This window comes from Paenibacillus sp. 203, from assembly GCF_037027525.1.
GTDB classification, from domain to species: domain Bacteria; phylum Bacillota; class Bacilli; order Paenibacillales; family Paenibacillaceae; genus Paenibacillus; species Paenibacillus polymyxa_B.
Genome location: NZ_JAXCHD010000003.1, coordinates 517,609 through 542,801, shown reverse-complemented (window position 1 = coordinate 542,801; position 25,193 = coordinate 517,609). Strand labels below are relative to the sequence as shown.

Here is a 25,193-nt window from a genome sequence, read left to right as displayed (position 1 = left end):
AGCTGGCCTGAGCGACAGGATAGAGTGTAATATCCTATTCCTATCGCTGTTGCAATCCCGCTTCCATTTATTTGAAGGGAGCGGACTGTAGCCCAGCTATCACCAAATAACTTGACGTATTGAACGATATTATTGAGCGGTTTGAGGCTGGGGCTATTGACGGATTTGTTAGTTGAAAGAGGCTTGTTTCAGAAGAGAATATAATACTGTCCATTATGACAGAGGCTATTACTTAGCGTATTCAGCCATTACAATATTTCGATATACCCTTCTGTTCCATGCACACGAATTCGTTGTCCATCTTTTATCAGTTTGGTAGCATTCTCCACTCCGACAACTGCGGGTAAGCCATATTCACGTGCGATAACGGCTCCATGAGTCATCAGTCCACCAACTTCGGTGACTAGGCCTTTTATAGATACAAACAATGGTGTCCAGCTGGGGTCAGTAAAGGCGGTGACTAATATATCTCCATCTTCCAGATCAGCATCTTCCATGTTTAAGATGACACGTGCTCGTCCCTCTATAACTCCGGTAGAAACAGGCAGACCTACAATCGCTTCGGCTGGGAGATTTTCTCGATTGTACTCACCCGCAATGATTTCACCATCAGACGTGATTACACGCGGGGGAGTTAGTTTTTCATATAATTTATAATCGTCTTTTCGTTTACGGATGATCTGATAATCCAGTTTATTTGTGCGTACGACTTCGTGAAGTTCTTCAAAAGTGAGATCGTATATATCCTCTTTCTCGTGAATAACACCAGCTTGTACGAGTTGTTCGGCTTCTTTTAGTAAAGCCTGCTTATAAACGAAGTAGCGATTAACCATGCCGTATTTGGGATATTCACGATAACCGATGAAATTCCTGATCAGGTCGATCATTCGTTTTGTTTCTTTGGCTTTTTGTTCACCATCCGGTAATTGCTTCAATCGATCTAATAACTCTTGTTCTTTTTTCAAAGCCTCCTGTCGCCCTTGCTCAAATTTCCAATTGCCAGCATTAGGCTCAAAGTTTTTGATATTACTGAGAATCATGGGGACAAGTATAATTGGTTTTTCACTCCAACGAGTTCTCGAAATATCGATTTCACCGGCACATCGCATTCCGTATTTGTTGAGATAAGCATAGATAGCGTCTTGAGTTTCCTGTCCACCATCCAACTTAACCAGTTCATCCAAAAAATTATCATCTTTTACATGTTGTAAATAATCAATTACCTCCGGATAAGGACGAATCGCATCTGCGACATCCAATAGCGCCAGACCCATTTCCGAAGTAATGTTGTTTGGTACAGATTGAGAAAGCGTATCTGCTGCATTTTTTTCACCTAACCACTCGTACATTTTTTCATTGATCCATGACGAAGCATTCATAGCAGTCATAAAAACCTTTGAACTTTGTGGGTCAAATAAGATCTTCTTTAATTCTTGGAGATCTTCCAGAATAAAATCAAATAAATCTGCTCCTGATTTCGTTTGGATGTTTTGTTTTAATTTTTCTATCGATGTTTGACTGTTCTTAATCAAATCAGAAACGATTGCCGGATCGTTTTCGATTTGTGCTTGAAAACCTGCAGACGACCTACCTTTACTGCTATTACCGGGACTCCGTTCTGTTCTATCATCTGGTAACGATTTTATAAAATCTCGCTCTATTAGGGTCATAAATGCGTCTTTTATGAGCGGATCAGATTGTCCCAGGGTATTTAAGAAAGTTTCTCTGCTGACAGGTGAAGCCAGCATTTGTGTAACATCAACAAACAGCCTTCCACCGGCTATACGCATGGGTGCAGGAGTTATTAACAGGTAAAAAGACAATCCCAATGGTTTTATCGGGTCAGTCATCATTTGTTGATGACCGACAGATACATAAACGTGATTTTCCTGATCATTTGCTTCAGGGATCGGGTATAAAGTCGTGATTGGACGACTCTGGACAATATAAAAAGTATCATTGGCCAAACACCATTCGATATCTTGTGGGCAACCAAAATGAGCCTCGATATGTCTTCCGATACGCGCCAGTTGCAAAATTTGTTGTTCAGTAAGGGTTTGAGTCTTTTGCTGATCAGGCTCGATCTGCTTTGTCTCTGTTCCGCCTTCTTTTCGTCCATAGATAGCCAATTTTTTGCTTCCTATCATCTTATCGACGATTGCCTCTTCCTGTACTCTATAACAATCGGCAGAGACCAAGCCAGAGACCAATGCTTCTCCAAGTCCAAAACTAGCATCGATTGATAGCAGCTTCCGGTTGGAGGTAATCGGATCAGCGGTAAATAAAATTCCTGAAGCCTGCGGGAAAACCATCCTTTGAACGATAACGGATAAATAAACTTGACTGTGGTCAAATCCATTTTGCATACGATAGATAACCGCGCGATCCGTAAATAGGGAAGCCCAACATTTGCTGATATGCTGCAAGATTGCTTCTTTGCCGATGATATTTAAATAGGTATCTTGTTGACCAGCAAAAGAGGCATGTGGCAAATCTTCAGCAGTCGCACTCGAACGCACTGCGTAAGCATGTTCTTCTCCAAACCGGGAGAGATAGTGAGTAACTGCTTCCACAACATCGGCAGGAACTTCTACTTCCATAATGATTTGTCGAATCTGCCTGCTGATTTCACCAATTTGAGCACGATCTTCTGCTTTTAGCCTTGTTAGTCGATCCAACAATGCATAATACGTTTCTTTTTGTTCGATGGCTTTTTGATACCCCACTGTTGTAACACAAAATCCTTCTGGTACATGTATTCCTTCAATTTTTGATAATTCCCCTAAATTCAATCCTTTTCCGCCAACGAGCAAAAACTGCGTTTTTTCCATTTCCTGAAAACCGAGAACCAAAGAACTCATTCAATATCTCTCCTAACTATTAAATTGAGAAAAAAACATTTGACAAGAGTTTAGCGGCATGGTAAAGTTAAAGTGTAAGATGTGATATTTATGACCACTTAAATTAATAAATCACAATCTAATTATATCATCGTGTCTGTTTTATATGCAATATAAAAGAACCTGATAAAACTATCCAGGTTCTTTTTTGATTTTCCACTATCATTAGTCAAATCCAAAAACCGTGGCTCGAGCTGAACTCAGTTACTGCATAGTTCCATATCGGTTCTATGCAGCCTAAAGAAATCCTGAAGTGGCGTCAGGTTCTTATTGAGCTAACCTACCCGTTAGTTCAGCGAACGAAGCACGTATAGTGAACCTCTTATATTTTTTCCGGGCTGCTCTTCTTTGCACTTGGAAAATGGGAAAACATGTAAGTTTCTATAATACACTTCATCTCACATGTTAATAATTAGCCCGAGTCAACTAGCTTTGCAAAAGCCGGCACAGCAGCGCCTCCCCCTTATTCTCGAACGTTCGCTGGTTCTCCAGAAATTCAGGTACCTTCGACAGCCGAGAGGGTCTGTACCCGGGGCCGCCGCAGCCGCAGGAGTGGTAAGCGTATCCTTGTTGATATAGTAGCTCTACCTTTTTCCACTGCTTGATATCCGTTTGCTTGGGGGCCTGAAAATCATGACCCATGTCATGCATGGATGCCTGGCATTGCGGACAGACATGGACAATCCGTTCATATTCATCCTTCGGCATTTCAAACCTTGATGTCTGCTTATATACCTTCCTGCAGGTAAAGCATGCAAATATATCTTTATATGGGCCGTACATTGCATATCTGCACATATCGTTCCCCCTTATAATCTAGAATTGGTCGGCATTTTTCACTTACATCATGGAAATATTTCAGTATTTTTTAAATTGTAATAATTTTTCTTTTGATGCAGCAGTTTAGGAAGTTCCCCGGTGAGCGGTTGCGTAAAACAATATACCCGACTACTCTTTCATTCTGTACGAATCAAGCCTTAAGAACTTTTACTCCCCAAACTATTTATAATGCTCCCTCGCTCAAATAAATTAAATTGAATCTGGGTAAACAGCCGGAACATTATACATCTCCATGTACAATTGATTTTTTATGAATTTAAATTGCGAGTCTGTCAAAAGATCGGGATAGCTCATGATACATAGAGTGTATTCAAGGAGGATTTCACCTATCATGTATACAAGGACGAAAACTCCTATGATGATTCCTCCAGTTTGACCCCGCCTGAGGGTATATAACAATATTCACGAGCAAAAACGGAATGATACAGCCAGCACGTTTCCGCCCATAAATTTTGCTGCAGTCTCGCATTTCTTACCCGCTCTTTCACCGACATATCCAATTTGTGGAACAGCCCCATGAATTCCTCACTTCTTTAATATTCATAGATGTTAATTTGAGCTAGCTGCCTTATTTCTTGATATAATCAGCGAACTTCCGAAGAAAATCGAGCGAATGGATATCCTCTCTGAGATGATGATGAACCAGATCATCCATTTTAGTTGTTTCCTTATTCAGCATGTATTCAAGCATAGCTTGGTGCTCATGCCAGATGCCTATCAGCTTCCCTGTTTCCAGCATATGCAGCTTGCGATATCTGATATAGTGAACATTCGACTGCTGAATGAGCTGCCAAAGAAATCCCCGCCCCACCAATTGGAACATGGTTTGGTGGAACTGATCATCCAAACTGAGAAATTGATCCGTAGCATGATCTTCTTCAATCACAGCTCTCTGTCTGTCCAGAATATCGCTCAGCTTCTGTACATCGCTTAATGCAATTTGCGAAGAAAGCTCCTTCATAATCTCCTTTTCCAATGCGCTTCTTAAGTAAATAATTTGTTCAACGGACTCCAGATCAATATAGGACACAATGTTCCCCTTCTTGGGATAAATATCAATGTAGGACTCAAGCGCAAGCCACTTCAATACATCGCGTAGCGGAGTTCTGGACAGCTGAAAGCGTTCTGACAAAGTCGTCTCGCTGAGAAGAGTACCCGGCTTTAAGGTCAGTGACAAAATATCTTTTTTCAACAGTTGCATGATTTCTTCTTTTGTAAACATATCATTCCTACCTTCACTTTATAAATCTAGTAGACTTATTATAAAGCATTTTGAGGTGACGGACTCCTCTGAGATTATCATTGACAAGAACAAACCCTATAATTTATGATCAACTCAATCTTGTATACAAGACAGATGGAATATAATCAGGGAGGTATCGTTATGAATATGACCTGGAGATGGTATGGGGAAGGCAACGACAATATTACACTGGATCATATCCGGCAAATTCCGGGAGTTATGGGCATTGTCTGGTCTTTACATGATAAGGTAGCCGGTGAAGTATGGGAAATGGAGCGAATTCAGGAGGTAGCTGATCAGATTACGAGCAAGGGCTTTAGTACGGCGGTCGTAGAAAGTGTAAATGTCCACGATGATATCAAAATCGGCCTACCATCCCGCGATCAATATATTGACATTTATATCGACACCATTCGAAAATTAGCCAAAGTGGGAGTTAAGGTGATTTGCTATAACTTTATGCCTGTCTTTGACTGGACCAGAACAGAGCTGTACAAGGAACTGCCTGACGGGTCCAACGCCCTCTTTTATGAAAAGGCTGCCATTACCGATGATCCCCGCCAAATGGTGGATCGGATTCTCAAGGGAGCTGGGAAGTTCACCATGCCTGGCTGGGAACCGGAACGGTTGGCGAGACTGGATGAACTTTTTGCTGCTTATGCGGATGTCACAGAAGACAAGTTGTTTGACAACCTGAAGTATTTTCTTGAGCGCATCATCCCGGTCTGCGAAGAGGTTGACATCAAGATGGCCATTCATCCTGATGATCCGGCATGGCCCATCTTCGGATTGCCGAGAATTGTCCGTAGTCGTGAGACCATCCAGCGCATCCTAGATGCAGTGAACAGCCCATATAATGGTCTGACCTTCTGCACCGGGTCACTGGGGAGCAATCCTGAGAATGATTTGCCAACCATGATTCGAGAGTTTCATGAGCGTATTCATTTTGCGCATATTCGTAATGTCAAGGTGTTTGAGAATGGCGACTTTATTGAAGTGTCACACCGCGGGAAGGACGGAAGCGTCGATGTACCGGAAGTAGTTAGAGCTTATCACGAGAACGGCTATCAGGGATATGTACGCCCGGATCACGGCAGACATCTATGGGGGGAAGAAAAGAATTGTCGACCTGGCTACGGTTTGTATGACCGTGCACTGGGGGTTATGTACTTACTTGGTGTCTGGGATAGTCTCTCTCAAGGCAAAGGAGTGAAATAAATGCTCCAACTTGACCGGAAAGGCCTTTCAGACAAAGCAGCCTGGCGAGCAGCAGGCATTGAACTGCCGAAATATGATCTGGAGCTTGTAGCCAATAACACCCGAGTTAGACCGCAATGGGTGCATTTCGGCGCAGGCAATATTTTTCGTGGGTTGATAGCCAATGCGCAGCAACAACTGCTGAATAACTTGAAAGCGGATACAGGTATTATTGCGGCCGAAGCCTTTGATTTTAAATGATCGACAAAGCTTATAAGCCTTACGACAATCTAACCTTACTGGTGTTGATGAGTGCAGACGGAAGATTTCACAAGAGCGTGGTCGCAAGCATTGTTGAGGGACTCGCAGCAGAGCAAAATCGTCCAGACGACTACCTCCGTCTGATTGAAATATTTGAGAATCCGTCCCTGCAGATGGCCAGCTTTACTGTCACGGAAAAAAGATACGCCCTGACCGGGCCCGACGGCAAGTATCTGGCTGTTGTGCAGAGGGATTTGACGAATGGTCCTGAACAGCCGATGCATGTGATGAGCATGGCTACTTCGCTTGCCTATCGGCGTTATCTGAGGGGGCGGCATCCAATGACCTTTGTGAGCATGGATAATTGCTCCCATAACGGCGATCTGTTAAAGGATAGTATGATTGCCATCGCCAAGGAGTGGGCTCGCAGAGGCCTGGTAGAGGAAGGATTTGCAGACTATCTGCAGAATGAGGAGAAAATAACCTTCCCCTTGACCATGATTGACAAAATCACCCCCCGCCCTTCCTTGCAAGTACAGTCTGCTCTTCGGAAGCTGGGGTTAGCTGACATGGAGATGATCGTTACCTCCAGGCATACGTATACGGCTCCCTTTGTCAATGCTGAGGTTAGCGAGTATTTGGTCATTGAAGACAAGTTTACGAACGGGAGACCTGCACTGGAGGAAGCTGGCATCATCTTCACGAATCGGGATACGGTGGACAAAGTGGAGAAGATGAAAGTCACTACCTGTCTCAATCCACTGCATACAGCGCTGGCCCTCACTGGGTGTCTGCTTGGGTACGAGCTCATCGCAGATGAAATGAAGGATCAGACATTACGTCGTCTGGTGGAAACCATCGGCTACAAGGAAGGCTTACCTGTTGTAATTGATCCCGGAATTATCGAACCGAAACCATTTATTGACGAGGTATTGCAGGAACGCTTCGCCAATCCCTATATTCCGGATACGCCACAGCGGATTGCAACAGATACGTCTCAAAAGATGAGCATCCGTTTTGGGGAAACCATAAAGTCTTATGCTAGCACAACAGGGCTTGATCCTACGAACTTGACTGCTATCCCCTTGACCATTGCGATCTGGTGTCGCTATTTGCTGGGAGTGGATGATCAAGGAGAACCCTTCACACTCAGTCCGGACCCGTTACTGGATACGTTGCAGGGATATTTGCAGAATACGAAGCTGGGCGATCAGACCTCCGAGGTTCGCTGCCTCCTCGAGGATGACAAACTGTTCGGTGTCCGATTATATGAAATTGGTCTGGGCGACAAGATTGAAGCCATGTTTCATGAAATGCTGGCAGGTCCCGGAGCAGTCCGAAGCACGATAGAGAAGTATGTGAACTAGAACTTACATTAATGCAATCCCCCCTGCCAGAAACTTTAGTCAGGGGGATTGCATTAATGAGAACCAATTCTCTAAATAATCAAATCCCGGGTTGCTTCACCCGCGAATACCGTTTTTTAACTCGCTAGAATGCACGTTTTATAAACAAATAGTAGAATGAACATTCTACTATCATGAAAAAATGTAATATTACTTAGAAGGTCACAATCACTTTGCCTTGGGAGTGGCCCGTTGACACTTTAATCAACGCTTTGTTAATGTCATCAAACGTATAAGTTGAATCTATAGAGGGCTTGATATTTTCTTTTTCAACAAGTTTAGTGATTTCTTGTAATTGACTTCCATTGGCTTGCACAAATAAAAAGCGATATTCATTTTGATTCTTACGTGCTAAAGAATCTAAGCGAGCACCCACTAGACCAAACAATGCTTTTTTCCACATTGGAAAATGATTGTCAACCGCAAAGCGATAATTAGGTCCGGCTTTCAATGATACCAATTTCCCTTGTGGTTTTAAAATACCCAGTTCAGCTTTGATCTCTTTGGTACCCAAGGTGTCGATCACATAATCGATATCGGACAGTATGTTAGCATAATTCTCTGCCTTATAATTTATGAATTGATCAGCCCCGATCGACAGTATACGTGATCTGCCTCTTTCACTTCCACTTGTAATAACAAATAATCCCAGTGATTTGGCAATGGGGATTGCCATAGCGCCAAATCCTCCGGTTCCTCCAGGAATGAATAGCTTTTTATTCGGCTGGACATGGAGTACATCGTGCAATGCTTGATAAGCAGTCAAGGCAGTAAGGGGTACAGCAGCAGCTTCAATAAAAGATAGATTTTCAGGCATGATGGATAAAGCATCTTCATTTACGGCCGCATACTCAGCAAAAGCACCGATTTTATTAAGCGGCAACCTCGTATAAACAGGGTCACCAACCTTAAAATTCAAAACATCATCACCAACAGCTTCAATAACCCCAGATAGTTCATTCCCTAAAGTTAATGGCAACTTATAGTCGGCAATCATCCGAACACTGCCATTCAGATTAAGAATGTCCAGTGGATTTACACCTGCAGCTTTTACTTTGACAAGTACCTCACGGCTATTGATCTGTGGTATGTTTACATCATTTAATTCCACATGGATTATTTTTGAATATTTCTGTACTTGTGCTGCTCTCATATTCATCCTCTTCCTTTGCTAATTTGGAGATAGCATGACCATGAACGCAATCGAGTTTTTAGGTTGACCCGCTCGCCATACCATTTTTTACTAAATGCGTTTTTTTGAAAACATCGAACATTTTAGGCTAAAAACGTGGCGCACAATTTTCAGTTGTACGCCATGTTTCAGCCTTTATGTTATTGTAGACCCTCTTGCGATTCTAATTCTTCCATCGTAGGATAATCCGTGTAACCTTTACTTCCCAAACCAAAGAATGTTGACGGATCTGCTTCATTTAGTTGCGCACCTTTTTGAAGTCGTTCCACTAAATCTGGATTGGCTAATGACCATACACCAACAGGCACCAAATCAGCAAGGCCACTTTCTATATCCAAGCTAAGATCTTCCAGAGCTCATCCAGCACGATTGACTAACAATGGATTTGTCCAGATTGAGCGAATGTCTTGGAGCAGCTTTTCATTTCCAAGATGCATAACATGAAGGTAAGCTAAATCCAATTGAGCTAATTCCGTTACAAGGTAGCGATAAAGTTCAGGATCTCCACGGATATATGAATTAAATTTAAAACCCTGAAATGATTGGATAGATTTGGCCTCTCAGGTTGAAATCATAGTTCTGGTCTACGATACCTACCACTTCGTTGTTATCATAAAGATCCACCATGAAGCCCGCCATTTGTTTGGCAGTGTGGTACTTAGGCATGTTTGCTTTGTAATCAAATTCTTCAGTATCTAATGATTTCTTCACGAATTCCGTTTCCGTTATAGATGGTGCTAAAACCTTTGCTTTTAGTTTTGCACCTTTCATTTCTAGTTCTTTTGCAAGGCCTTCTGTGAAGGCACTAACGTAATATTTAGATGCAGAATAAGCAACACTCCCAACAGCAATGGCATATCCGAGTGCGGATGAGACGTTAATTAACTGAGTTCCTTCTACATCAGCATAATCTCGTACATATAGTGTAGAAAGGATCGTCAAGGTTTCAATGTTAACACGTAGCATAGTTTCAACTTTATCTAAATTCTGTTCTGCTACAAAAGAAGCTTCACCGAGCCCCGCATTGTTAATCCAGGTCTCAATTTGGTATTCCTTTAAATTGTTATATAGTGTGTAGGCCTGGTCTGTAACAGATAGGTCACTTGTACGAACAATAACATTTATAGTAGGATCCATATCCAGAATTGCTGATTTGAGTTCTTCTAATTTATCCAATCTTCTAGCTACCAAGATTAAGTTTTTGCCACGTGCAGCAAACGCCAATGCCGTTTCATATCCAATCCCTGAACTTGCTCCTGTAATAACTGTATACTTCATAATATTCTCTCCTTCATAACATGCAGATTAGTGTAAATGAGTTTTAAAGATAATTTTAGAACGATCATTCTTATTAGGGTGAAAAAAGTTAGATTTAACTTGCTATTAGCATATCAATTTTAGAACGAACAGTAAAGAATTTTTTTATGAGTAAAATTTTAATTTTGGAGCGGTATTCCTTGACTTGTATGAGGCATAAGATACAAGTTCTTTCTTTCGTTAGAGGGACAAGAAAAAACTTGTATCACGGAAACAAGCAGTCCTCCATTTAGGTGACTCCTTTTGCCTGTCATGTTGTAATTCCACTTTTAATCTAAAGCGGTCAGTGTCATATCAATAATATTCTTTAATTTTTGCTGATCCGTTGTTGTCTTAACCAACGTACGTAGCCCTAACCACGCATTCATTAAATAATGAGAAATAACTACAGGATCCAAGTCAGCCTTGAACTCACCCGATTGTTGACCCTTCAGAACAAGGTTAGTCAAGAGTTCCTCAGTTCGCGAATAACTCTCATCAACTAAGGATGCAACTTCAGGATCCAACACGCCGAGTTCCACGCCTGAATTCACGAGAAAACACCCTAGAGGTTCTCCTTCATTTCTTACTGTCGCCTCAAACAACTCCCGAATTAATTCTTTGATCGGTTTTTGTTTTTCAATCAGAAACCTCATTTTGCTGGTCTGTTTCGTTTCATATCGTTCGAGAGCTTTCATAAATAAGGCATGCTTATCCCCAAAGGTATCATAGATACTTCTTCGGTGAATGCCCATAAACTCAACCAAATCTTGCATTGAAGTTTTCTCATATCCTTGTGCCCAAAACAGGTGTATTGCTTTATCTAATACTTCATTGACTTCAAATTCTTTTGATCTTGCCATCGTCATCACCTCGAATAATCATTATACAATGTAGTGAAGGATCGGCAAACTAGATTTAAAATATGTGAATACATTACAGCTATGAGATCTGTCTTATATATTTAACCCAGGATTCTTCGTTTGCTTGCTTGTAACCAATCAGGCGTCCATCCTTTTTCCAGGGCATCCAGGGTTACTCCTGGTGGAACGATAGCATCTATCGCATCCAGGATATCAGTGCTTAATCGGATGTCGCTGCCTTTTAACGTTTCACGAAGTTGCTCAATTGTTCTTGCCCCCACTATAGCAGAAGTAACTGACGAATGAGCTTGTGTAAATGCCATGGCAAGATGTGGCAAAGTTAATCCTGCTTCATTTGCAAGGGTTTGGAGCTTAGCAACGGCTTCGAACTTGATGCGATTTTCTTCTCGATTCGGATCTACAACAGTTGAAAGTTTCCCTAGAGAACTTGCTGCTCTTGAATCTGGGGCAACAGCTTCTCCCGAGCGGTATTTTCCCGTTAGTAGACCACCCGAAAGTGGGCTCCAAACCATTACGCCCATTCCGTATTTAGCGGTTGCAGCAAGCAAATCGAATTCGATGCTTCGATTCAATATGGAATACGGGGCTTGCTCGGATACAAAGCGTGCGGTATTTTTGCGTTCGCTAGTCCATTGTGCTTCGGTCACTTGCCATGCCTGAAAATTGGATGTACCAATATATCGAATCTTCCCTTCACGAACCAGGTCCGTAAGTGCGTCAAGACTCTCTTCAATGTCAGTATGGAGATCTGGCTGATGTAGTTGATACAAATCGATATAGTCCGTTTGCAACCTTCTCAAGCTTCCCTCTACTGCACGCTTAATCCAATATTTTGAGTTACCGGATTGATTAAGCCCACTGCCCATGGGCATTCCGCCTTTCGTGGCCAGAATAACATCCTGTCTGCGTCCTTTTAGGATGTGACCCAGAATTTCTTCGGATTGACCACTTGAATAGACATCCGCTGTATCGATCAGATTAATGCCTCCAGCCAAAGCCTCATCTAACATGACTGCAGCTTCTTTCTCCGTATTGTTGCCCCAAAAACCAAAAGTACCTGTACCTAATACAAAACTGCTTATTTTAAGGCCTGTATTTCCTAATACACGATATTCCATGTTCAATCCATCCCTTCTCCATCTGCTATAATTAGAATGATCGTTCTAATATTCGTAGAAGAGTTCACGGCAAGATCTCACACCACTCCTCATAACTCTTGGCTTCTTATCCGTGTATTCCTCCTACGCAAACAATATAACATATTTAGAACGATCGGTAAAGAATGATTTTATGCCTGAAATTAAGATCCTTCCTGAAAATGAACGAAGAAGACTCCAAAGCCGCGGTCAAAACGGAGCTGAAGTCTTCTTTTCAATAGAAATGAACATTCAAAGCGGGATGTAAAATTTACATTAGTTTACGCATCTAACGTATACAAGGGCAGGTTTTCCGGTAAAGCCGCCGGGCGCAGACATGTGCTCTGCATTGGATAGAAGGTTTGCTGATCGGAGGAATCGTGGAACGCCCACATCGCCTCCAGCACATGATAAGCCAATTCACCACTGGCGCGGTGAGGCCGTCCGCTGCGGATAGCGTAGGCCATATCGGCAACACCGATGCCCCGTGTATTCTCCTGGTAGCCCGGCAGCAGTGGTACCTCTGTCCATTCTTGCTCGCCCAGCAGCCTATAGCGAACTGGCCCTCCGAACGTGTTCGGGTCAGGCACTTGTAGCGTGCCCTGAGTGCCGTATACCTCGATCGGTGGCAGAGTGCTTCCACCAAAGATGTCAAAGCTGGTAATTAGCGTGCCGACAGCCCCCTGCTTGAAGCGCAGCAATCCGGCCACATGGGTCGGTATATCGACCGGGATGGTCTGGCCTCTCTTTTTCTCGCTCGTAATTGTTCGCCGATCCATCGCCTTGCTTGTCATGCCCGAAATGGCAGCAATCGGACCCAGCAATTGCACCAGAGCCGTCAAATAATAAGGGCCCATATCAAACATTGGACCGCCGCCGACTGCATAATAAAATTCAGGATCAGGATGCCAATGTTCATGTCCACGGCTCATCATGAAAGCCGTAGCGGCTACCGGACTCCCAATGACTCCGTCTTCAATCAGCTTCAATGATGTCTGTATACCGGAACCGAAGAAGGTCTCTGGTGCGCAGCCGACAAGCAGTCCCTTTTGATGAGCAAGATCCAAGACAGCCTGCCCCTGCTCACGGGTGACGGCAAGTGGCTTCTCCACATAGACATGTTTGCCTGCCTCAAGAGCTCTGAGACATATGTCGGCGTGAACGCCCGGAATGGTCAAATTAATGATGAGTTCGATCTCCGGATCAGCCAAAATCTCATCTACCGAATATACATGCGGAACGTTGAACGCTACCGCCTGCTCCTCTGCCCGACCTTGGTCCAGATCCGCTACTGCGTACAGCTCCAGAATGTCGAAACGATGGCAATTTTCCATGTAAATTCCGCTAATTTTACCACACCCGATAATGCCTACTTTCATTTTGTTCATGCCTAGACTCCCTTCTTCTTCAGAAAAAATGGATAATGGCATTCTTTTGTTGCATCGGATACCATCCTGTCGCTGAACGGGGCTTATAAACAATCCCATTTGTTCTGATTGTTAAATATTTGTAAAATTACAAATCATCAATGTATCAATCAAATGGAGACTGGAAATACGAATTCAATCGGGACATCATTGCATAAGAATACACGCTAACGCTGTTGGTTGTCTGTCATGCCTGTATAAGCCTCTGCCAGAGAGTTGCCCCGGGGGGCCACCGCCTGTTTGCCTGCTGCTGCCCACAGAAACCCGCTGCGCATCATCTCGGTCACTTGAGGCATATCTATGATATCTGCGTGATGGCCCAGCGAATTGTAGAAGACGCGGCCGTTCCCCCAGCGCTTCGTCCATACAACGGGCATATCCACTGGCCCATTGGCTGAATGGGGGCCTGGTACGATCGGAAAGCGTGTGGTTGCCAGCACTTCAACTGCCGGGTCTACGTGGAGGTAATACTGCTCGCTTTTGACCTGAAAATCCTCAATATGGTCTAGAAGTGGGCTGGAGCCGCGCTTCATGTTCACCATGTACTCTACGCCGTCATTGCCGGGATGCGCAACCCATTGCCCGCCTGTCATAAACTGCCAGTCCACGTTGTTCCGGAAGGCATCACACATGCCGCCATGGCAGCCTGTGAGACCTACGCCGCTTTGAACCGCAGCTGAAACATTATTGACCAGTTCCTGCTCAATCTGTCCCATGGTCCACATTGGAACGATCAGGTCCAAGTCAAGCAGTTTCTCAGCATCCTGGTAGGCTTCCAGGGTATTAGACACTTCCACCTCGAACTGCTCTTCCTTCAAAATGCGTTCAAAAATGGCCGCCACCTGCTCCGGCTCATGTCCGTTCCATCCACCCCTTACAATTAGTGCCTTGCGCATCTGTAATCCACTCACCTTTCGGAATGTATTGTTATACTACATTTCTTCAATGGATACCCAGCGGCGTTCCTCTATGGATCGTTCTACCGCTTCAAGCACAGCCTGACAAGCAACACCGTCGTGGAAATTCGGCGACGGTTGCCGTCCTTCAGAGATGGCACTCAACATCTCAAGCATCTCATGGGTGAAGGTATGTTCGAATCCAATCGTATGTCCTGCAGGCCACCAGGCTTCGGAGTACTTGTGTGCCGGATCGGTGGCGAGTACGCGACGAAAGCCCTGAACGTCCTCCTCATCCTGCGTGAAATACACTTCCAGTTCGTTCATTCGTTCAAAGTCAAACCGCACACTGCCTAGGCTACCGTTGATCTCGAATGAATTTGTGCTCCGATGTCCGGCAGCAAAACGTGTGGCTTCGAAGCTGCCCAACGCACCTCCGGCGAAGCGTGCCAGGAACAACGTGGCATCATCGACTGTCACTTCTCCCATCGGAGCATTTGCTTCAGCGCTCCTTTTGGAGCTCAACCCGCTCATCTCCAAAGCCAACGGGCGCTGTTTGATGAATGTCTCGCTCATGCCGATCACTTCATGGAACTCGCCGACCAAGAAGCGAGCGAGATCAATCAGATGGGCGCCAAGATCACCATGAGAGCCAGAACCGGCCACTTCTTTTTGCAGCCGCCATACCAGGGGGAAGGACGGGTCCATGATCCAGTCTTGAAGGAAGAAGGCACGGAAATGATAAATTTTGCCTAGGCGTCCGCTCTCGACTAGCTGCTTAGCCAGCTGGACAGCCGGAGAAAAACGGTAGTTGAAGCCTACCATATGTCTGATCCCTGCTTCCTCTGCTACCTGCAGCATGTCACGTGAATCCGCCAGCGAGAGCGCAAGTGGCTTCTCACAGAATAGATGCTTGCCATGGAGGGCTGCCTCAACGACAATTTCCTTATGGGCATTACTCGGGGCGTTAATGTCAATGAGGTCAATATCGTTACGTTTCACTAGATCACGCCAATCCGTAACACTTTCGGTCCAGCCGTACTGGCGGGCAGCTGCCTGAACCCCCTGCTCATTGCGTCCACATATAACGGACATCTCTGGCTGCAGCGGGGCATCTGGGAAGAACATAGGTAGACTACGGTAAGCGTTGCTGTGAGCCTTGCCCATAAATTTGTAGCCAACCATTCCGATACGAAGACGATTAGACATGTCGTGATCCTCCTTATGGGTCTGAGTTTCAACGAATTTTTGACGAATGGTGTTATGGACGAATGGATGACGCCCTGATAATCAGCTCTGTGGACAGGAGTTCTCTTATCGAGTCGCGCCCGGTTAGTTCCAGGGCTGGAATAAGATTCAGAGAATCGGGTATAAGCTTCGAGGCTGCAAGCTCCCCCATCTCATAAAAAGGTACGCGGACACTGCTTAGCGGCGGAACAGCCATCTCAGCCGCATCCGAATCGTCATAGCCTACAAACGCCGGAAACTGGTCAGCTGCCAGTCCGCGCTCACGGAGACCCTGCATTACCCCGAGGGCCATCCGGTCGTTCGCCGCAAATACAGCATCAATATCATTCAATTTGTCTGCGATTGTAGCTGAGGCTTCGAGCCCGCTTCGACGGCTGTAATTACCTTCCAGAAGTAGATCGTGGTCATATTCAATACCGGCCTCCTGAAGCGCGGTACGGTAACCCTTCAATCGCTCAGTACTGTTGGAATAGATGTCCGGGCCGTTGAGAAAGGCAATCCGCTTGTATCCCTGCTCGATGAGGTGACTTACAGCCGCCCGGCTGCCTTCTACATGGTCTGCATCCACTTCACAGAACGATTGCCCTTCAAAATGGTGATTCATGACGCAGAACGGACGTCCTTCTTCCTGAAGTCTCTTTAGAGCTTCCTCCTCATCGTGGTCATCCCTGGCTCCTAGGATGATACAGGTATCGATTCTTTGCTGGCGGAAAAGACTACTGTAATCAATCCGTTCCCCTGGCTTTCGGAACAATAGAAGCAGATCGAGCCCGCTGTCTCTGGCCTTGTTTCCGATACCGCTCAGCATCTCAGAGAAAAAATAGGCTGAGAACAGGTGCGCCTTCGGGACATAAGGCATAACTACACCAAGATGGCCACTCTTACTTCGGGCAAAGTTACGAGCCAGCGCACTGGGTACATATCCAAGCTGATTAGCTGCGTCCAGAACCCTTCTCCGCGTATCCTCTTTGATAGGACCTACTGCATTCAAGACCCGAGATACCGTCGCTTCAGACACGCCGGAAAGTTCTGCTACTTCCTTGCGTGAAACGATATTACCCACCTCCAAATCATTTTATGTACGCGCGTACATTTTCTCATGCAGCCATACCTCTGTCAATCCCCAAAAAGCGTATCCATGGATGGATAAGCTCTTTTCGTTACTCAAAGGAAAGGGTCTCGATTCCTTAAGGCTTGAGCAAGCTAATCATCCCTACTCCAATCATAAGTACTGTAATTCCCGCAAGTATGCCTATCCATTCCTTTGGACTCTTCTTTTCCTTAAATATTAAAATGCTGCCAACACAAGCAATGGCAATGCTCGCCTGAGAGATCGGAAAACTAGCCGCCATGCCGATCAGCCCGTTGGAAATAAATAATGCTAGATTCGCGATGCTCCAAACCAATCCTGTAGGTAAATTGTGAACCACCAGAGAGAAGCGTAGCCGCTTTTTGCCCTTCAGGTTCATGACCATGGCTGAGCATAGCATACCGAGCGATTGCGGCAGAATGACGGATAGTCCCGATATATGAAAGAACTGATTAATAACGACATAACTACTTAACGCTAACCCCGAGCAAACCAACATTATGATAATGGGTACCGGCAAAGGCTTGGACAACCCTGCAGACTTGCCCTGATAGCTGGTTAACAGAACCCCTGCCAATATACACAGAAGAGAACCAACGCCTATCCCATATTGGTACCCTGTTATCCATTCACCCAAAATAAGTGCGGCAAATAGCGTCGTACCTATTAACTGCAGACCACAAATCACAGGAATGGCGATCGATACGCTTACTTTTTGAAAAGCTTGAAACTGAAGCAATTGTCCAGCAGCCCAGAAAATACCAGATATAAAACTTACCACAAAATGAATCGGTGCTAATGAGGTAGGGTGAATGATATACAAGCACAGGGCAAACAGCACAGCACCAATCACGGTACCTGTCAGCTGTTCTCGGGGACTGGCTTTTGTTATATGTGCCAATATCGGCATAACCCCCCAGCCAACGGCTGGAATAAAAGCAATAATGAAATCCACGTGCGGAATTCTCCTCCCGTAAAAAGTACTCTTCCTAACAATTGTTAAATATGCCATGCAGGAAAGAATCTACAGTTTTACGATAGCAAAAAAAACCGCTTCTAAATACAAATATTTTTATAGATTAATATAGCAAAATCAAAGAAACTGTTTTCTATACGCACTGGGAGATGTACTCATTACATTTCTAAAAGCTCGCGAAAAGGTCAATTGATCGGTATAGCCGACCGAATTTGATATGACCTGAATCGAATAGTCCGTATGTTGCAGCAGTTCGCACGCTTTTTTAATCCTGAGGTCTATCAGATATTGTTTAGGCGTTTCACCAGTCTCAAGTTTGAAAACGGAGGTTAGATAATTCTGATGTAGACCGAGGTACTCCGCTACTTCACTAATCTGGATGCCGCTGATGTAGTTTTTCTCAATAAAGTTTATCGCTTGAACCGAGTAAGGAAGCTGCTCCTTTACCGACATCGTTTCTCCCAAGTCGTGCACAAGTTTGGCGAGAATATGGAATAAATACCCCTGTATAGCCAACGATGAAGAAAGTGTGTTATCTCCGATCCGCAACATCTCAAGAATCGTGGAATGAAAGAACGTAATATCTTCAATATCGATTACATAAGGGTTCTGGCTTGGAAGTGATATGTTCTGCAGGTAGATGTCGGATTTAATGCCCATAAAGCCGACCCAACAGTACTCCCAAGGCTCGGCTTCATCCGCCTGGTAATAAGCTACCCTATTGGCCGGAATTAAAAAAGCCTGTCCTTCTCCTATATCGTAATTTTTGTTGTCAATCACCAACCTACCTCGTCCTTTTAGCACAAAATGAACCAGATTAAAATCGCGGGCGATGGGTCCAAAATCCTGATTGGATAAGCAGAGCTCTGTGCCACAGTTATATAAAATCAAATCTGATATATTTTTATGCTCTGAACTGGTATACGTATCAACATATTGAATCATATTCTCGCCCATTGGCATCCTCCCCACTTTTCCAAATAAAGAACCTATGCTTGTTAATTTATCAGTATAGCATAAGTTAAGGATGACAAATATCGAGAAAAGGTTTAGCTCTAAACTATAATTTTTTGTAAGGTTCTTTGTTTTTCCTATATTCGACTTAAAAAAAGTCATGTATTTTCTATCACTACCTTTGTTATGCTGATTCAATAATAACGCTTTCAAGTGGTTTGACATATTTTGAAAGGGGCTATGTGCATGGCTAGTCTACAAGTTAACCAAAAGGAACGGACATTTCACTTAACGAACAAATACTGCAGTTATCTTTTCCGTGTCATGGAGAACGGGCAATTGGAGCATTTATATTACGGCAAAAAAATAGAGTACCTGGGTCAATATGACCGTTTTATCGAGCGAAGCTACCGTCCTGTGTCTGTCGGTGAGTTTGATAGTGACTTGGTGACATCGTTGGAAAGTATTAAGCAGGAATTTCCTTCTGCGGGAAGTGGAGACTTTCGAGAGCCGGCAATTGAGATCATACAGGAGGACGGATCTCATATAATGGAGTTCACTTATGATCGTTACGAGGTAATCGCTGAGAAGCCTAAAATCCCCCATCTTCCAGCTACGTTTTGTAAGGAAGCACATGAAGCAGAGACACTCCTCATCACGCTGACCGATTCTCTTACAGGAGCGGTGGCCGTGCTTGCTTACACCATCTTCAGCGAACTGCCCGTGATCACGAGATCCGTATCCATAACGAATTCCGGGAATAATCCCCTGAGAGTCAACCGTCTAATGAGCCTGAGTCTTGATCTCCCTGACTCCGATTATGAAATTATTCATTTATCAGGGGCTTGGGGTAGGGAACGTCATGTGGAGCGTACACCATTGAGACCTGGGCTACAGTCGATTGGGAGCACACGAGGAATTAGTAGTCATGTTCACAACCCATTTCTGGCGCTTGCCAAACCCGGATCACAGGAACACCAAGGAGAAGTATATGCGGTTAATCTCGTTTACAGCGGGAACTTTCTTGCCCAGGCGGAAGTGGACAGCTATTCAACTACCCGATTGATGATCGGCATTCATCCTGACAAATTCTGCTGGACCCTGAAGCCAGGAGAATGTTTTTATTCGCCTGAAGCAGTTCTGGTCTATTCTGAGAGCGGTTTAAATGGCATGAGCCAAGCATACCATAGCCTGTACAATAAACACTTAATTCGCAGCAGTTGGACCGAGCGGGAACGACCTGTATTGATCAATAACTGGGAGGGGACCTATTTTGATTTTACTGAGCAGAAAATAGTTGATATGGCAAAAAAAGCAGGTGAACTGGGAATTGAACTCTTTGTCTTGGATGACGGATGGTTCGGTCGAAGAAACAATGATACCTCTTCCCTCGGCGACTGGTTTGAAAATCCTGAAAAGCTACCGAACGGGATCTCGAATTTGGCAGAGAAGATCAATGCGCTCGGGATGAAATTCGGTCTTTGGTTCGAGCCGGAAATGGTTAACTCCGACTCTCATATTATGAGGGAGCATCCAGACTGGGTTGTGGGAACACCCGGCCGTCAACGCAAGCATGGACGCCATCAATATGTTCTTGATTATTCCCAACCGCCTGTTGTAGATTACCTGTTTAAGTTAATGGATGACGTGCTCTCTTCTGCTCGGATCGAATACGTAAAATGGGATATGAATCGCTGTATTTCAGAAGCCTATTCGTTATCTCTGGGCAAGGAAAGACAGGGCGAATTTTTTCACCGCTATGTCTTGGGTGTATATGCTTTATATGAGAAGCTGATTACCGAACACCCTGAGATTTTGTTTGAGTCCTGTGCTTCCGGTGGGGGACGGTTTGATCCAGGGATGCTTTATTATGCTCCGCAAACATGGACAAGCGACGATAGTGAGGCTATAGAACGTCTGAAGATTCAGTATGGCACTTCCATGGCCTATCCACTTAGCAGCATGGGTGCTCATGTGTCAACCATCCCGAACCACCAGGTAGGCAGAACCACACCGCTGCAAACCAGATCCAATGTCGCCTACTTTGGTATATTCGGTTATGAACTTGACCCATTGGCTTTGTCCGAAGAAGAGTGCAATGTAATTAAAAAACAAATACAAGTGTATAAACGTCACCGAGGATTAATTACACAGGGAACCTTTTACCGTCTGCTAAGTCCCTTTGAAAAAAATGAGACTGCCTGGATGGTCATTGATGCAGAATGTGAGCATGCTCTCGTCGGTTGGTACCAGGTGCTCTCGCGTCCGAATCAAGCTTATTTACGACTAAAGCTAGTGGGGCTGGACGAAATGGCAGTATATTTTGTGGAAGAGCTGGGCCAACGTTTTACCGGCAGCGAGTTAATGAACATTGGACTTATACTCACCCCGTCTCATAAGGCGGGACAGGATTTTAATATTGCGGAGAAATATGATTTCTCATCTCAATTATTTACTTTAACAAAAGAGATTTCCTCATGATTGGATTATGACTTGAAGAATTAGATCAAAGACCCGTTCTTTTCTCCAGTTCCTCCGTATATCTGGCGCCCATTAAAGTGATCTGCGAGGCTGCGCTGTTAATATTGCGCACATCTTCGGATGTGAGTTCAATGTCTACTGCGCCTAGATTTTCTTCCAGACGGCTTAATTTCCGTGTGCCCGGGATTGGAACGATCCACGGCTTCTGGGCTAAATGAATGATAAATGTTCATTATTTTTATTTAGTTAATTGGCTTACAATCCTATCAAGAGAGCTATTATACATTTGTTTAAAACATTCATGCTCTTCAAACTCTATTAATGTGATAAGCCTTTGAACCAATAAGTTCCTAAACCAACGATTCAAATAATTCATCTCCTCCCCCTTGCTTGATTCTAGGATTGTAGTTTTATTATGACGAACAGAGGAAGCGAAGCGGTATCTCAATTGTCTTAATTGTTTGCCTAATCCTATCACCACCACTTTTGTTACAACTAGATAAGTCTTATAATGGAGCCAGACAAACCAGTAAGGAGGATTTGAATGTCGGAGGACATGCTTGAACAACAAAAGGAGCTCACCAGATTGATCGAGCGTCACTCGTTTCAGAATAGCACGGGGGAAACAGCGATCCCTTCCCTATTTTTCTATCAGCGTTCCAGCAAAACCGAACCCGTTTACCGGGTTTACAAGCCTTCATTTTGTTTTGTTGTTCAAGGTTTGAAAGAAATTTTACTGGCACAAGAGAATTTTGAATACGGACCTTCTGATTATCTGATCGCTTCTATGAATCTGCCGGTGATCGGTCAAATCATAAAAGCTTCTCCAGAATCACCCTACCTGAGTCTTAAGCTCGAATTTACCCAGAACCAGATTCTCGAGGTACTGAACGATTCTAAAATCCAGGTAACACTAAAAGAAAACGCCAAACGTGCCCTATTCGTCGGCCGGATGGAATCGTCCATTCAGGATGCTGTTCTTAGGCTTGCCCGCCTGCTGGACACCCCGGGAGAAATTCCGTTTCTCGCTCCTCTTTACACGAAGGAGATTTTATATAGGCTGTTGCAGGGACCTTATGGAGTCGAATTGGCTCAGATTGCAGTCGAAGGAAGCAGCACCTATCGAATCCGAGAAGCTATTGACTATATCGTTCGGAATTGGGACCAGTCTTTTCGGATCGAAGATCTTGCAGACACCGCCAGCATGAGTGTTTCTTCGTTCCATCGGCATTTTAAAGAGGTAACCGCCATGAGTCCAATTCAGTTCCAAAAACAGCTGAGACTCCAGGAAGCCCGCCGTCTCTTATTAGCTGAATCGGCGGACGCCGCAGACGTCGCTTTCAGGGTCGGATACGAGAGTTCCTCCCAATTCAGCCGCGAATACTCCCGAATGTTTGGGGCTCCTCCAAGAGCGGACATTAAGCGATTGAAAGAAAAATACGATCAGGTCATGAATGGCTGAGTATCTGGACCGATCGGTGAAGAAGAAAAAAGGACGGCCTTGGGCTGTCCTTTTTTCGGTATGCTTCGTTTAATTTCGCAGCGAGTGTGCCAGCTCCTCCTTGGCAGAGATGGCTGATACAGAATGCTTGCCATTGATAAATACGCTTGATTTCTTCATTAATAGACATATAAGTTAAAACATTCAATTATCATTTAGAAATTTAGGGGTTGAACACAGTGAAAGTGGATCAGGGCCAAATATAAGATTGGCGGACTGCTTGGCCTCCTCGATGACCTTCATGACCTTTTCACTATGTTCAAGCATATCCGAAACTTTTTCCAAATCGTTTTCTCGGATGATACGGTCAAATTCAACGAATTCGTCATACATTCGATGCGAATGATCTTTTAGATCCACCCGAATTGGCATTTCCTTATTCGCAGTGTAATCAAAGCAGTCGCATATATTAGCTGAACTTGCCATGTGTATATAGCCCTTATTGCCTTGAATGTTCACGGCATTGGGGGCCGTACTATCTTTTGAACCGATGCAGACACACTTGAAATCACCGTAATCAAGCAGCAGCATACCTGAAGTATCAATTCCACGCTCCATGTTCGCCCAATACTCCACTTTCTTAGGGCTCCCGAAGAATCCAACAACAAAATGAATATTATATAAATTAATATCCATCAAGGCTCCACCAGACATTTCTGGATTAAACGCAGGCTGGATTATTCCTGCTTTGAATGCTTCATACCGAGATGAGTATTGAGAATAGTTGCATTCAACGATTTTGATCTCACCAAGTTTAGATAGATACTCCTTCATGGACAAATAATTTTTCAAATATTGATTTGTTATGGCTTCCACCAATATCAGTTTTCTTTGCTGAGCAATTTCTTTTAGCTCTAGGAATTCTTGCAAATTGGAAGTAAACGGCTTCTCACAAATGACATGTTTGCCACTCAATAATGCTTCTTTGGCATATGAATAATGAAGATGATTAGGCAGCCCGATATAAACTGTATCCACTTCATGATTCATCAGCATCTCGCTGTAATCCGAATAAATCTGAGAGATTCCATATCTATGTTGCCAATCCAGTAATTTTTCCTCATGACTAGGTCTAGAACAAATTGCCTTTAATAAAATAGTCGGGATATCCTGAATAAAGCTCAATAGATCCCCTACGATCATCCCTGCTCCGACAATTCCCAACTTCATTTTAGTTGCACTCCTCTATACCTTTTTCAAGTATTTCCATACAAATTATCGTTTCTTCGTCTTTAATCACTTTTTCTTTACCAAGTACGATCGACTGATAGATATCGTCATATACTCGAGCATAGTCTCCCTTTTCAGAAACGACTTTTTCTTCATGATACTCGCCTTTATCATCCAGATATGTTAAGATGCCGTAATGCTCGGGCTGGTCGATGCCGAAATCGGAGTGTCCCTTAGGCAGATAGTATAATTTCAGATGCTCCTCCTGACGATCCTTCGTTTGCTTTATAAAAACGCCTTTTTTTCCGTGTACAACAAAACCTGGCCGCTCTTTTAAGCGAAAAAGGCTGGATTTGATGGATACCTTGAGCGAGGGATAATAAAAATCCAGATCAAAGTAATCATTCATTCTCCCAGTACCCAGCAATTGACGAACATCATAATGGATTGTGTCCGGCTTTCCAAAATAGGAAAGAACCTGGTCAATGGTATGAACGCCATGTCCATATAGGTAACTGTTATATCTGGAAAAATGAGAAGTGGAGTTCGGGATCTCAGGGCGATAATAATCGTAATGCATCTCCACCTCCAGCAAATCTCCAAGCTTTCCTGATTCAATAACCTTCTGGGTAGTGAGGAAATCCGAATCGTAACGTCTATTCTGATAGCATTGTATAACCAGATTTTTCTCTTTAGCATATTGGAAGATCGACACGGCTTCTTCTTTGGTTAACATAAAAGGTTTCTCAACAAGTACATTTTTCCCGTGGTCTAGCGCCATTTTTGCATAAGAGTAGTGGGATTCTACAGGTGTACAGATAACAATCAACTGAATCTCCTTATCGTTCATTAAAGATTCTATATTATCTGTATACAGCACGTCAGGGATTTTTTCCCACTCTCTTTTATCTAGATTACGGGCATATATCGTCTTCACTTTCAATTCAGCTCTGTTCAATGAAAAAGGAAGATGATAACGGTTCGTGCTTTTCCCATTTCCAATATAACCGATGGTAAGCATATTATTTCCCCCTTAGGCTCTTTTTCATTTATTATAAAAGAAGAACGTTGATCGTAAAGGATTCGCCACCAAAA

General features: G+C 43.9%; 19 protein-coding genes and 2 pseudogenes. 4 read left to right on the top strand and 17 right to left on the bottom strand.

Features of this window, described 5'->3' with window-relative positions:
* Positions 1-248 precede the first annotated feature (248 nt).
* The 3 genes from ppsA to WA407_RS08860 form a co-directional block, all read right to left on the bottom strand.
* Positions 249-2,861, bottom strand: a complete 2,613-nt coding sequence (ppsA, locus tag WA407_RS08870) for a phosphoenolpyruvate synthase (protein WP_336077157.1) — start codon at positions 2,859-2,861, stop codon at positions 249-251.
* 465 nt (positions 2,862-3,326) lie between these two features.
* Positions 3,327-3,698: a hypothetical protein gene (locus tag WA407_RS08865; RefSeq protein ID WP_235309771.1), complete on the bottom strand. Its 372-nt coding sequence runs from the start codon at positions 3,696-3,698 to the stop codon at positions 3,327-3,329.
* A 610-nt stretch (positions 3,699-4,308) separates the two neighbouring features.
* Positions 4,309-4,962: a GntR family transcriptional regulator gene (locus WA407_RS08860; RefSeq protein ID WP_165176826.1), complete on the bottom strand. Its 654-nt coding sequence runs from the start codon at positions 4,960-4,962 to the stop codon at positions 4,309-4,311.
* Between the two features lie 162 nt (positions 4,963-5,124).
* On the opposite strand from WA407_RS08860, the gene uxuA reads away from it, so the two are divergent.
* A complete protein-coding gene (gene uxuA, locus WA407_RS08855) occupies positions 5,125-6,201 on the top strand; it encodes a mannonate dehydratase (protein ID WP_235309770.1) in 1,077 nt (358 codons plus the stop codon).
* A pseudogene (locus tag WA407_RS08850) lies at positions 6,202-7,808 on the top strand (mannitol dehydrogenase family protein).
* A gap of 193 nt (positions 7,809-8,001) precedes the next feature.
* Here the strand turns inward: WA407_RS08850 and WA407_RS08845 are convergent.
* The 11 genes from WA407_RS08845 to WA407_RS08795 all read right to left on the bottom strand — a co-directional run bounded on the left by WA407_RS08845 (position 8,002) and on the right by WA407_RS08795 (position 18,949).
* Positions 8,002-9,000 carry an NADP-dependent oxidoreductase gene (locus WA407_RS08845; protein WP_336077156.1) on the bottom strand — a complete coding sequence of 333 codons (999 nt, stop codon included), beginning with the start codon at positions 8,998-9,000 and terminating at the stop codon, positions 8,002-8,004.
* A gap of 179 nt (positions 9,001-9,179) precedes the next feature.
* Positions 9,180-9,377 carry a hypothetical protein gene (locus WA407_RS08840; protein WP_336077155.1) on the bottom strand — a complete coding sequence of 66 codons (198 nt, stop codon included), beginning with the start codon at positions 9,375-9,377 and terminating at the stop codon, positions 9,180-9,182.
* Between the two features lie 187 nt (positions 9,378-9,564).
* Positions 9,565-10,317 carry an SDR family NAD(P)-dependent oxidoreductase gene (locus WA407_RS08835; RefSeq protein ID WP_336077154.1) on the bottom strand — a complete coding sequence of 251 codons (753 nt, stop codon included), beginning with the start codon at positions 10,315-10,317 and terminating at the stop codon, positions 9,565-9,567.
* 308 nt (positions 10,318-10,625) lie between these two features.
* Entirely contained in the window at positions 10,626-11,198 is a 573-nt protein-coding gene (locus tag WA407_RS08830; RefSeq protein ID WP_165176836.1) for a TetR/AcrR family transcriptional regulator, read from the bottom strand.
* Positions 11,199-11,299: 101 nt separating this feature from the next.
* Positions 11,300-12,337: an aldo/keto reductase gene (locus tag WA407_RS08825; protein WP_336077153.1), complete on the bottom strand. Its 1,038-nt coding sequence runs from the start codon at positions 12,335-12,337 to the stop codon at positions 11,300-11,302.
* A 299-nt stretch (positions 12,338-12,636) separates the two neighbouring features.
* Positions 12,637-13,743, bottom strand: a complete 1,107-nt coding sequence (locus WA407_RS08820) for a Gfo/Idh/MocA family protein (RefSeq protein WP_336077152.1) — start codon at positions 13,741-13,743, stop codon at positions 12,637-12,639.
* A 206-nt stretch (positions 13,744-13,949) separates the two neighbouring features.
* Complete coding sequence (locus tag WA407_RS08815) at positions 13,950-14,678, bottom strand: ThuA domain-containing protein (protein WP_336077216.1); 729 nt, start codon at positions 14,676-14,678, stop codon at positions 13,950-13,952.
* 36 nt (positions 14,679-14,714) lie between these two features.
* Entirely contained in the window at positions 14,715-15,887 is a 1,173-nt protein-coding gene (locus tag WA407_RS08810) for a Gfo/Idh/MocA family protein (protein ID WP_254349578.1), read from the bottom strand.
* Between the two features lie 52 nt (positions 15,888-15,939).
* Positions 15,940-16,995: a LacI family DNA-binding transcriptional regulator gene (locus WA407_RS08805; RefSeq protein ID WP_336077151.1), complete on the bottom strand. Its 1,056-nt coding sequence runs from the start codon at positions 16,993-16,995 to the stop codon at positions 15,940-15,942.
* A gap of 118 nt (positions 16,996-17,113) precedes the next feature.
* Positions 17,114-17,971 (bottom strand): GRP family sugar transporter, encoded by an 858-nt coding sequence (locus tag WA407_RS08800; protein ID WP_254328558.1) that lies wholly within the window; start codon positions 17,969-17,971, stop codon positions 17,114-17,116.
* Positions 17,972-18,109: 138 nt separating this feature from the next.
* Entirely contained in the window at positions 18,110-18,949 is an 840-nt protein-coding gene (locus tag WA407_RS08795) for an AraC family transcriptional regulator (RefSeq protein ID WP_235309761.1), read from the bottom strand.
* Between the two features lie 243 nt (positions 18,950-19,192).
* On the opposite strand from WA407_RS08795, the gene WA407_RS08790 reads away from it, so the two are divergent.
* Positions 19,193-21,427 (top strand): alpha-galactosidase, encoded by a 2,235-nt coding sequence (locus WA407_RS08790; RefSeq protein ID WP_336077150.1) that lies wholly within the window; start codon positions 19,193-19,195, stop codon positions 21,425-21,427.
* A 25-nt stretch (positions 21,428-21,452) separates the two neighbouring features.
* Here the strand turns inward: WA407_RS08790 and WA407_RS08785 are convergent.
* Positions 21,453-21,641: pseudogene (locus tag WA407_RS08785) on the bottom strand (aldo/keto reductase); the annotation flags it as partial.
* Positions 21,642-21,971: 330 nt separating this feature from the next.
* Between WA407_RS08785 and WA407_RS08780 the strand changes: the two are divergent.
* Complete coding sequence (locus WA407_RS08780; protein WP_336077149.1) at positions 21,972-22,889, top strand: AraC family transcriptional regulator; 918 nt, start codon at positions 21,972-21,974, stop codon at positions 22,887-22,889.
* Positions 22,890-23,072: 183 nt separating this feature from the next.
* On the opposite strand, the gene WA407_RS08775 is transcribed toward WA407_RS08780, so the two are convergent.
* Complete coding sequence (locus WA407_RS08775) at positions 23,073-24,098, bottom strand: Gfo/Idh/MocA family protein (protein WP_235309757.1); 1,026 nt, start codon at positions 24,096-24,098, stop codon at positions 23,073-23,075.
* A gap of 1 nt (position 24,099) precedes the next feature.
* Complete coding sequence (locus WA407_RS08770; RefSeq protein WP_254328555.1) at positions 24,100-25,119, bottom strand: Gfo/Idh/MocA family oxidoreductase; 1,020 nt, start codon at positions 25,117-25,119, stop codon at positions 24,100-24,102.
* Positions 25,120-25,193 lie beyond the last annotated feature (74 nt).

What these genes read in the sequence shown, in the direction of transcription:
- ppsA (WP_336077157.1), bottom strand. Translation starts at nt 2,861, where the DNA reads ATGAGTTCTTTGGTTCTCGGTTTTCAGGAAATGGAAAAAACGCAGTTT.
- WA407_RS08865 (WP_235309771.1), bottom strand. Translation starts at nt 3,698, where the DNA reads ATGTGCAGATATGCAATGTACGGCCCATATAAAGATATATTTGCATGC.
- WA407_RS08860 (WP_165176826.1), bottom strand. Translation starts at nt 4,962, where the DNA reads ATGTTTACAAAAGAAGAAATCATGCAACTGTTGAAAAAAGATATTTTG.
- uxuA (WP_235309770.1), top strand. Translation starts at nt 5,125, where the DNA reads ATGAATATGACCTGGAGATGGTATGGGGAAGGCAACGACAATATTACA.
- WA407_RS08845 (WP_336077156.1), bottom strand. Translation starts at nt 9,000, where the DNA reads ATGAGAGCAGCACAAGTACAGAAATATTCAAAAATAATCCATGTGGAA.
- WA407_RS08835 (WP_336077154.1), bottom strand. Translation starts at nt 10,317, where the DNA reads ATGAAGTATACAGTTATTACAGGAGCAAGTTCAGGGATTGGATATGAA.
- WA407_RS08830 (WP_165176836.1), bottom strand. Translation starts at nt 11,198, where the DNA reads ATGGCAAGATCAAAAGAATTTGAAGTCAATGAAGTATTAGATAAAGCA.
- WA407_RS08825 (WP_336077153.1), bottom strand. Translation starts at nt 12,337, where the DNA reads ATGGAATATCGTGTATTAGGAAATACAGGCCTTAAAATAAGCAGTTTT.
- WA407_RS08820 (WP_336077152.1), bottom strand. Translation starts at nt 13,743, where the DNA reads ATGAACAAAATGAAAGTAGGCATTATCGGGTGTGGTAAAATTAGCGGA.
- WA407_RS08815 (WP_336077216.1), bottom strand. Translation starts at nt 14,678, where the DNA reads ATGCGCAAGGCACTAATTGTAAGGGGTGGATGGAACGGACATGAGCCG.
- WA407_RS08810 (WP_254349578.1), bottom strand. Translation starts at nt 15,887, where the DNA reads ATGTCTAATCGTCTTCGTATCGGAATGGTTGGCTACAAATTTATGGGC.
- WA407_RS08795 (WP_235309761.1), bottom strand. Translation starts at nt 18,949, where the DNA reads ATGGGCGAGAATATGATTCAATATGTTGATACGTATACCAGTTCAGAG.
- WA407_RS08790 (WP_336077150.1), top strand. Translation starts at nt 19,193, where the DNA reads ATGGCTAGTCTACAAGTTAACCAAAAGGAACGGACATTTCACTTAACG.
- WA407_RS08780 (WP_336077149.1), top strand. Translation starts at nt 21,972, where the DNA reads ATGTCGGAGGACATGCTTGAACAACAAAAGGAGCTCACCAGATTGATC.
- WA407_RS08775 (WP_235309757.1), bottom strand. Translation starts at nt 24,098, where the DNA reads ATGAAGTTGGGAATTGTCGGAGCAGGGATGATCGTAGGGGATCTATTG.
- WA407_RS08770 (WP_254328555.1), bottom strand. Translation starts at nt 25,119, where the DNA reads ATGCTTACCATCGGTTATATTGGAAATGGGAAAAGCACGAACCGTTAT.